Source organism: Streptomyces sp. ISL-98, assembly GCF_018614055.1.
GTDB classification, from domain to species: Bacteria; Actinomycetota; Actinomycetes; order Streptomycetales; family Streptomycetaceae; genus Streptomyces; species Streptomyces spiramyceticus.
Window position 1 is genome coordinate 1 of the sequence record NZ_JAGGPB010000075.1, and the last position, 7,853, is coordinate 7,853.

Sequence of the window (7,853 nt, forward strand, 5' to 3'; positions counted from 1 at the left end):
CGAGGTCGTAGACATTGACGGCGAGGACCAGCTGTCGCTCACCGTCGGCGGTGGTGAGGGACACGCTGGTGAAGCCGGGTCCGCCGCCGTCGGTCTCCCAGGCACTGATCGGCTTGGTGTCCGGCTCCGAGCCGCATGGCACGTCCATGCGCTGCACGCCGAGTCCGTACGCCGGCGTGTCGGGGAACTGCACCGTGGTCAGGAGTTCGCGCTGCTGGGCGGGGCGCAGCAGCTTGCCGGTGAACAGGGCCCGGTGGAAACGGGCCAGGTCGTTGACCGTGGAGATCATGGCGCCGGCGGTCCAGTCGTACGACGGGCTGAATCGGGTCACATCGCGTCCCGTGAGGTCGTAGCCGTGCAGATGAGGGCCGTGAATGGCGGGGTCGGTCAGCGGGAAGGAGGAGTCCTTCAGGCCGAGCGGGGCGAGAATCCGCCGATGAATTTCGGAGGGCGCGCTGTGACGTGTGACTGCCTCGATCACCAGACCGGCGAGTAGGTAGTTGGTATTGGAGTACGACCAGCCGCCGCCGGGCGCGAATAGCGGCTTGTGCCGGACGGCGCGGGCGATCACCTCCCGAGGGGTGTAAACGTAGCCCCATTCGTGGCGCTCCAGGTAGGGGGCGAAGAACTCCGGCTCGGTGGTGGGGTCGTAGATGCCCGAGGTGTGGTTGAGCAGTTGCCGAATGGTGATGGCCCTGCCGACGTTGCCGTTTCCCTGGACCACGCCGGGCAGCCATTTCTCCACGCTGTCGTCGAGCGAGAGCCGTCCTTCGCCCTCCAGCTGCAGAAGCACCGTCGACACGAATGACTTGGTGTTACTGGCAATCCGGAACCGCTGGTCCGGCCGGGCTCGCTCGCCGCTCGCCGTGTCCGCGAGCCCGGCCGCCGTCCGTGACTCCCGCTCTCCGTGCCTGGCATACGCCACGACCCCCGGGAATCCGTCCGCGACCGTCTGCTCGATGGCCTCCTTAAGGCCGGCGGGCGGCGAGGCCGACGCCCGCTCCGCTGCGGCCGCCGGGAAGATCCCTGATACCGCCACCGCGCAAATCCCCGCCCACAGTGCTGCGGCCCCTGCCCGTGCATTCACCGATTGCTCCTGTTTCTGTTGCCTGTGCCGTTCCTGCCCCAGCGTGCCGGGCCGCCGCACCAGTCGACCATCCTGCTGACGCCCGGATTGATACGGGGGCCAGCGTCGACCAGTCCACGGTGACGCCCTCCTCGATGAGGGCGCGGCCGATGCCGGCGGCGAAGGAGGATTCCACGATGGTCCAGCGTGCGCCGAGCTCCGTACGAAGTCCCGTGGCTTGTTCCGACTGCGCGACCTGCAGGAGCTCTGGCGTGAGGCGAACGATGCGCTGGCGTGGATTGCCGGCCACCTCGTAGAACCGGTGCGGGACTTCGGTTCCGCCACGCAGGTTGTGGAACCTCTGCATGACCATCGCCGGCATCGACTTGACCGCGGCCTCCAGTAGCAGGTCGGTGGGCCGGCCGAGCTTCTGCGTCTCCTCGCGCTCGGCAGCGGCGATGGCCAGGAAGTCGGCTTTGCCGATCGAGGTGCCCTCGGGCGCCTGCGGGGCCTTGGCCGTGTGCTCGACCAGGCTCATGGCGTAGGGCACGGCGAGTTCGCTGAGCAGGATCTCGGTGTGGCCGTGTCGGGCGTGCTCGAGGAGGGCGTCGCCGAGGGCGAATTTATACGTGCGGGAATTGGCCCCCATCAAGATCGCCAAACGCCAGGACGACCGGACGGAGGGTTCGGCCGAGAAGAAGGCATCCGCCGTCATGCGTGGTCCTTCCGCAGGGCCAGTTCACTCCAGTGGATCTCGTTCCGGCCGAGCTGGTCCTGACCGCCACCGACTTGGAGGACGCTCAGGCCGCATTCCCGGGCCAAGGCGGCGGTCTCGTCGGCGGGCACGTCGAACATTCGGCGGTCCGTCGGAGGCGGCCCGTGGCGCAGCGAGATGACCAACAGGCCACCAGGAGCTAGGAGTTCAGCCAGCCGGCCCATGGCCGCGGCCCGTTCCTGCTCATCGAGATGCATCCACACCGCAGAGAGCAAGATGAGCCCGAACTCCCCGTCCAGACCCTCGAGGCCCGGCAGCGAGTCCTCCAGCCAGACGACATTCGCGTCGGCATGGAGCCGCTGGGCCACCAGTCGCAGCTGCCGCACGGGCTCGACCGCGATGACTTCGTGACCGCGCCCGGCCAGCGCCGCCGCGTCCCGGCCGGTCCCCGCCCCGATGTCGACCGCCCGCACCGGGGCTTCGGGCAGCAGATGCAGGATCTCCTCGTGCACGGCCTCGAAGGTCAAGCTCTCATACCGCTGGGCCAGTTCATCCGCTGCCCGCGCATAGTACGGCTGAGCTCCCGAGTCAGGGGCATACCTCCCGCCCGAAACATCACCCTGGTCGCCGCCTGATCTCGTCATGTCGGCACACTACGACGCCCCACTGACAACGCCCGTTGGAGCACGTCCTTGGGCAGCCCCATCGGCGCGCAGGGGGCGACGCTCCGAAGCTCGCGATCGTCCCACCACGTGGCGTTCGCCGAGAAGATGAGAGCTGCCCGCCGCGTCGCTCCGGTCCTGGTCCGGGGTCCGGACAGCCTTGGCCACGGAGGCCATCACCAGGCGGCCGGCGTCGAGCTGGGCGGTGAGCTCCTCCATGGTGAGCTCGCGGTGCACGGTGGCCGCCATGCCGTGCGTGGCCTCGACGTACTCGGCGAACGGCGCCCCCGCGCTTGCGGTCCTTGCCTGCCGGGTAGTGCTGCCTGCGATGTCCTCTTCTCCCGCAGTACGGGCGACGGCGAGGGACCGCGGTGGCGCATGAGCATGGGGGCTTGATGACCGACTTGGCTTCGGCGAAGTGGAGCAGCGGAACCCGGCGGGTCGACCACACTCTGTGTCGTCTCGGTGGCATGCCCAACGCGCTGCTGCCTGGTGACCTGGTGGCAGCGCGCGTTGAACGGGTGGGGTGGCAGGACTGGATCGGTGACGTGAGTGGTCGTCGCAGGCGCTTGTACGCCGGGGATGTGGTGGTCGGGGTGTGCGGGGGACGTTACGCCACGAGTATTTGCGAGGGTTTACCAGGGAGCGGGACGATGCGGCACCTGCTGGGTGCCACAGGCGTGATCGGTACGGTCGTAAGCACAGCCGCCGGCCGGGGCGCGCCCACTCAGGTGGAGTTGCTGGGTTACGTGTCCGCCGAGGACGGGCAGACACTGTCGGCAGCGGATTTCGCCCTGCCATGGCCGATTCCGACATCGGCAGCAGGCCCTGGTGTGAATCCCACTGTGGCTGTGGTGGGTACCGGCTCCGACAGTGGCAAGACGACCGTGTCGGCCGCGCTGATCCGTAGCTGGCGCCGAGCCGGCCGTCGGGTGGGGGCGGCCAAGGTCACCGGTCATGGCGGACGCGGGGACAGATGGGCCTACGAAGACGCAGGGGCTCAGGTGAGTTTGGATCACCTCGAATTCGGTGTGGCCGACACCTACGGCTACCCTCTCGACGATTTATGGGCCTGGTGAGGTCGATGCATGGCTTCCTGATACAGCGGGGCACCGACGCCGTCGTACTGGAACTCGCCGACGGAATGCTGCAGCCTGAAACACGTGGGTTGTTGCCTTTATCTGCCTCGGATCGCCCACGGCCTCGTGATCACGGCATACGACGCGCTCGGCGCCGTAGCCGCAGCCCGCATGGCCGTTGAAGCGGGGAATCGTCCTCTGGCCGTCAGCGGCCTGGTCGCCAACTGTCCGCTCAAGGCCCGGGAAGCCGCTGAAGCCACTGGCCTTCCGGTGCTGTCGCCAGACGAAATCGCAGAGGGCAAGCTCCTCGTATGCGGCGCCGGACTCCCAGCTCTGCCCTCAGGGATAACCTCCGGTTAGCTTTCAGGTAGTCAAATATGCCGGTTCGTGCCGCGTGAGGGCCGCCTGCGCCGGTTCCGCACGTACGCTATCCGCCGTCGCGGCCGAGATCGTCGCCCTCCTCGATCAAGGGATGCGCCACCTGGCAGCCGCCCATCCCGACACTCCCACCGCCGTCTGCCTGTCCGGCGGAGCAGACAGCTCCGTCATCGCCTCCTACACCCGCCGGCACTTCCCTCACGCCGCCGCCTACTCCTATTCCTTCGGCGACGAGCAGCTCAGCGAAGACGCAGCCGCGGCCCAGAACATCGCGTCTCACCTCGGCATGCCTTTCTGCCTGGTCCGTGCCAACCCCCAAGATCTTCTCGACGCACTGCCCCATGCGGTCCTCCACGGGCAGGACTGGCGCGACTTTAACGTCCATGCCGCCCTCGTCAACGAGCTACTCGCCGCTGCCATCGCAGCCAACCACCCCAGGGGCGCACTCGTCTTCACCGGCGACCTGATGAATGAGTTCCTGGCCGACTACACCCCCGTGACGTACGCGGACACCCTCTACTACCGCCTGCCGAACATCCCGCCGGAGCGCTTACGGATCCATCTCACCCGCGGCGTGCAGACCGGCGACCGAGAAGTCGGAGTGTTCGCCGCGCACGGCTTGACTGTCGTCCAGCCCTACAGCTGGGCCGCCGCAGAACTGCTTGCCCTGCCTGAGCCGGTCACCAAGCCGCTGCTCATAGCCGACCTCGCACGCGGCAGCCTGCCGAACGGCACCCTTTACCGCCCCAAGATCCGTGCCCAGATCGGCGATCGCACCGCCCACACCGGCATCCTTCCCCAGCTCCTCCAAGTCGGAATCGAACAGCAGTCGCTCGAAGACCACTTCCGCCGCACCCTCGGTATCCGATCACCGGCAGAGCTGCACCGCACCATCCGTGGCGGCATTCACCAGCCCCCACCCCTCACCTCCGCGGAAGGCGACAAATGAGTCTCACACCAATCCACGCGGCTGCTGAGATCGAAGCCTTCATCCGACGCGAAGCCGCCGTCGCAGACGATGACCCGCACTTCACCCAGCAGGTGAACCTCTTCGACACCGGCTATCTCGACTCCCTCACCGTCGTGGCGCTCACGGTCCACATCGAGGAGTGCCTCGGCGTCACCATCGGCGATACCGATCTCTTCGACCCCAGGTCCGCAACGATCGAGGGGATGACCGATCTCATTACAGGCCCCGCCCCGGCAGGGGTGACCTCGACTGGCCGGGAGACCCCATCTGTCACATGCGTATCAGCCTCGGCGATTCGGCCATCACCACGCCCAGGGCCGACCCGCACGCCCCAAGGGTGGATGCACTCCGCACGTTGCGCATCCCGCGCTCCCGTGCGGAATCCACTCCGTCTCAAACACGTGTGTTCGATATCGCCGCTCTCGTCGTTGACCCCGGTGGCGCCGACCTGACCCCAACAACCGTGCAGGAGAAGTGCAGTTGACCTCATCCGACACCAAGGACACGCAAGCCGTAACCCCGCCGCCGCCACCGCCCGCCGAGATCACCTATGCGGGGGAATACTCCGTGAACCCGCTCGGCGAGGTCTCCTTCCGCAAGCTCTGTGCCCAGCTCCCCTCCGTCCTGCGCCGCATCGCCAAGATGTCCTGGGACATCGACCGCCGGGCCGTCCTGCTGCTCCTGGCCTGTCAGTTGGTCACCGGCGTGGCCGCCGCGGTGCTGCTGACCGCCACGGCCAGGGCCATGCGGCCCATTCTGGGGGGCGGTGTGGTCGCTGACCGGCTGCACCAAGCCCTGCCAGCCCTGCTGGTCGTGGCCGGTGCGACCGCGCTCACTCGCGGTGCCGGCGCCGTGGCCACCTACGCCGAGCGGCGGATCACGCCCAAGCTCACCACCGTGACAGACACCGCCCTGGTCGAGGCGGTCTGCCGCGTCGAAGCAGCAGCCTATGCCGTGGACGGCTTCGCGGACCGGCAGGAGGCCGCGGAGATGGGGGTGATCCGCACGCACGTGATGGTCACCGACGCCCAGCGCTTCATGTCAGCCCTGATCAAGATGATCTCTGCCGGCGGCGTCCTGTCGATCTTGAACGTGCTGATGCTGCCGCTGCTTCTGCTTGCTGTACTCCCTGCCGGAATCGGCGCGGTACTTACCGCCCGGGTCGACTACGAGATCCACTACGCGAACATCGCCGACCGCAACGTTCGGGGCATGATGCGGTGGTGGTCGACGACCCCCAAGTACGGCGATGAGGTCCGCGCCAATGGGATGACGGACTACCTGTTGTACTGGTATCGGTCCCTGTCGGAACGAGTCGACCAGCGCACACTTGCCGCCGCCCCTCGGACGCTGCGCATCGCGTTGATGTCCTCCCTCGTCGGCGGGGTGTTCCTCGTCGCTACGTGGGCGGCACTCGCCTGGCTGGCCGTGACGGGCCGGGTCGCGCTCGCCATCGCCGCCACGGCGGTCGTCGCCGTGCAGACGACGCTGGCGGCGTTGTCGCAGGTCATCATCAACGGCGCCGCTGTGTTCCACACGAGCCTCTACCTGAGCGACGCGCAGGCGTTCCTCGACGACGCCAATGAGCGAGCGCCCAAGCGCGGCGAACTGGCCGTCAGCGCACCGGTGGAGGAGATCAAGCTGGAGGAGGTCACCTACCAGTACCCGGGGAAGGACAAACCGGCCGTCGACGGCGTCTCCATGACCCTGCGGCGTGGGGAAATCCTCGCGATCGTCGGGGTGAACGGCTCCGGCAAGTCGACTCTCACCCGCCTGATCACTGGGATCTACCTGGCCGACAAGGGCCGGGTGATCTGGAACGGCTCAGACCTCGCCTCCGTTGACCCGGCAACCGTCTGGAACTGCACCGGGCTGGTTCCGCAGATCTTCGCGCAATGGCCGCTGCGGGTCCGCGAGAACGTGACGCTAGGACAGCCCCGGACCGTCGACGATGGGCCGGTGTGGGAGGCGGTCGACGCGGTCGGCATGCGAGAAGCCGTCGAGGACCTGTCGAACGGCCTCGACACTCTCCTCGCAAGGGAAGTGTTCGGCGGGGCAGAGCTCTCCGGGGGACAATGGCAGCGTCTGGCCTGCTCCAGGGCCTTGTACCGGCGCCCGTCCCTGCTCATCCTGGACGAACCCACCTCGCAGATGGACCCCCGCGGCGAGCACGGGATCTTCGAGGAGATCAAGGCCATCGCCGGAGACCGCATCACCATCGTCGTGACGCACCGGCTTGAGAACACGAAGGTCGCCGACCACATCGTGGTCATGGAGCAGGGACGCATCACCGAACACGGCCGGTACGACGACCTCGTGCACGCGGGCGGCACCTTCGCTGAACTCCTCGAACTCTCGCAGGACCGGTAGCTGACTCGGACGAGGGCGAACGCCGGCCGCGGCAGAAACCGCAGGTTCGGCCCGCCCAGGTACTTGCGCCCGCGCTGCCGCCCCGCGGGCCTTACACCCCTAAGGAGATGACTTGAGCGCGGAGTTGCTGAACTCGGCTTCCTGGCAGTCCTACGGTGAACATCACCTTGAGCGCCGCACCACCCTGCCGGAGGTGGACCGGATCGACTGGGGATTCTGGGGCACCGGGCCGGGCGCGGAGGTCCTTGGGGACCTCACGGGCAAGCGCGTACTGGACATCGGCTGCGGCCCGGGACGACACGCGGCCTACCTGGTACGTGAACACGGCGCAGTGGTCGATGCCTTGGACTCCTCGCCCAGCCAGCATGAGCGGGCCCGCACCCGGTACGGCGACCTGCCGGGACTGCGCCTGGTGCTGGCCGATGCCACCGAGCACCTGGAGACGGCAGAACCGTATGACGTGATCTACTCCATGAACGCCGTGCCCTACATCGATCCCCACCGGCTGTTGCCCGCCGTCGCGACAGCGCTCAGGCCGGGCGGAACCTTCTTCTTCACGGCCTTGCACACTAGGCACTGTTTCTCGGATCTTGTTCGGAGCCAGATAGCGAGG

At 67.6% G+C, this 7,853-nt stretch carries 8 protein-coding genes; 5 read left to right on the plus strand and 3 right to left on the minus strand.

Features of this window, described 5'->3' with window-relative positions:
• The 3 genes from J7I98_RS36400 to J7I98_RS36410 form a co-directional block, all read right to left on the minus strand.
• On the minus strand, nucleotides 1–1,039 hold a 1,039-nt coding region (locus tag J7I98_RS36400; protein WP_308378057.1), incomplete at its 3' end, for a serine hydrolase domain-containing protein.
• On the minus strand, nucleotides 969–1,781 hold the full coding sequence (locus J7I98_RS36405) for a hypothetical protein (protein ID WP_214929349.1): 813 nt from the start codon (nucleotides 1,779–1,781) through the stop codon (nucleotides 969–971). The genes J7I98_RS36405 and J7I98_RS36400, both read right to left, overlap by 71 nt.
• Nucleotides 1,778–2,308, minus strand: a complete 531-nt coding sequence (locus J7I98_RS36410; protein ID WP_251021702.1) for a bifunctional 2-polyprenyl-6-hydroxyphenol methylase/3-demethylubiquinol 3-O-methyltransferase UbiG — start codon at nucleotides 2,306–2,308, stop codon at nucleotides 1,778–1,780. The genes J7I98_RS36405 and J7I98_RS36410 overlap by 4 nt, the downstream gene beginning before the upstream one ends.
• Before the next feature lie 605 nt (nucleotides 2,309–2,913).
• Here J7I98_RS36410 and J7I98_RS36415 point away from each other — a divergent pair.
• From J7I98_RS36415 to J7I98_RS36435, 5 genes are all read left to right on the plus strand, one after another.
• Entirely contained in the window at nucleotides 2,914–3,522 is a 609-nt protein-coding gene (locus J7I98_RS36415; protein WP_214929351.1) for a hypothetical protein, read from the plus strand.
• Nucleotides 3,523–3,916: 394 nt separating this feature from the next.
• A complete protein-coding gene (locus J7I98_RS36420) occupies nucleotides 3,917–4,849 on the plus strand; it encodes an asparagine synthase C-terminal domain-containing protein (protein WP_214929352.1) in 933 nt (310 codons plus the stop codon).
• Nucleotides 4,846–5,322 (plus strand): acyl carrier protein, encoded by a 477-nt coding sequence (locus J7I98_RS43150; protein WP_214929353.1) that lies wholly within the window; start codon nucleotides 4,846–4,848, stop codon nucleotides 5,320–5,322. Before J7I98_RS36420 ends, J7I98_RS43150 begins: the two co-directional genes overlap by 4 nt.
• Before the next feature lie 28 nt (nucleotides 5,323–5,350).
• Nucleotides 5,351–7,240 carry an ATP-binding cassette domain-containing protein gene (locus J7I98_RS36430; RefSeq protein ID WP_214929354.1) on the plus strand — a complete coding sequence of 630 codons (1,890 nt, stop codon included), beginning with the start codon at nucleotides 5,351–5,353 and terminating at the stop codon, nucleotides 7,238–7,240.
• Nucleotides 7,241–7,352: 112 nt separating this feature from the next.
• A partial coding sequence (locus tag J7I98_RS36435) for a trans-aconitate 2-methyltransferase (RefSeq protein WP_251021703.1) occupies nucleotides 7,353–7,853 on the plus strand: 501 nt, incomplete at its 3' end.

Excerpts from the sequence above, each read along its gene's own strand:
- J7I98_RS36405 (WP_214929349.1), bottom strand. The coding sequence starts at position 1,781 with ATGACGGCGGATGCCTTCTTCTCGGCCGAACCCTCCGTCCGGTCGTCC.
- J7I98_RS36415 (WP_214929351.1), top strand. The coding sequence starts at position 2,914 with ATGCCCAACGCGCTGCTGCCTGGTGACCTGGTGGCAGCGCGCGTTGAA.
- J7I98_RS43150 (WP_214929353.1), top strand. The coding sequence starts at position 4,846 with ATGAGTCTCACACCAATCCACGCGGCTGCTGAGATCGAAGCCTTCATC.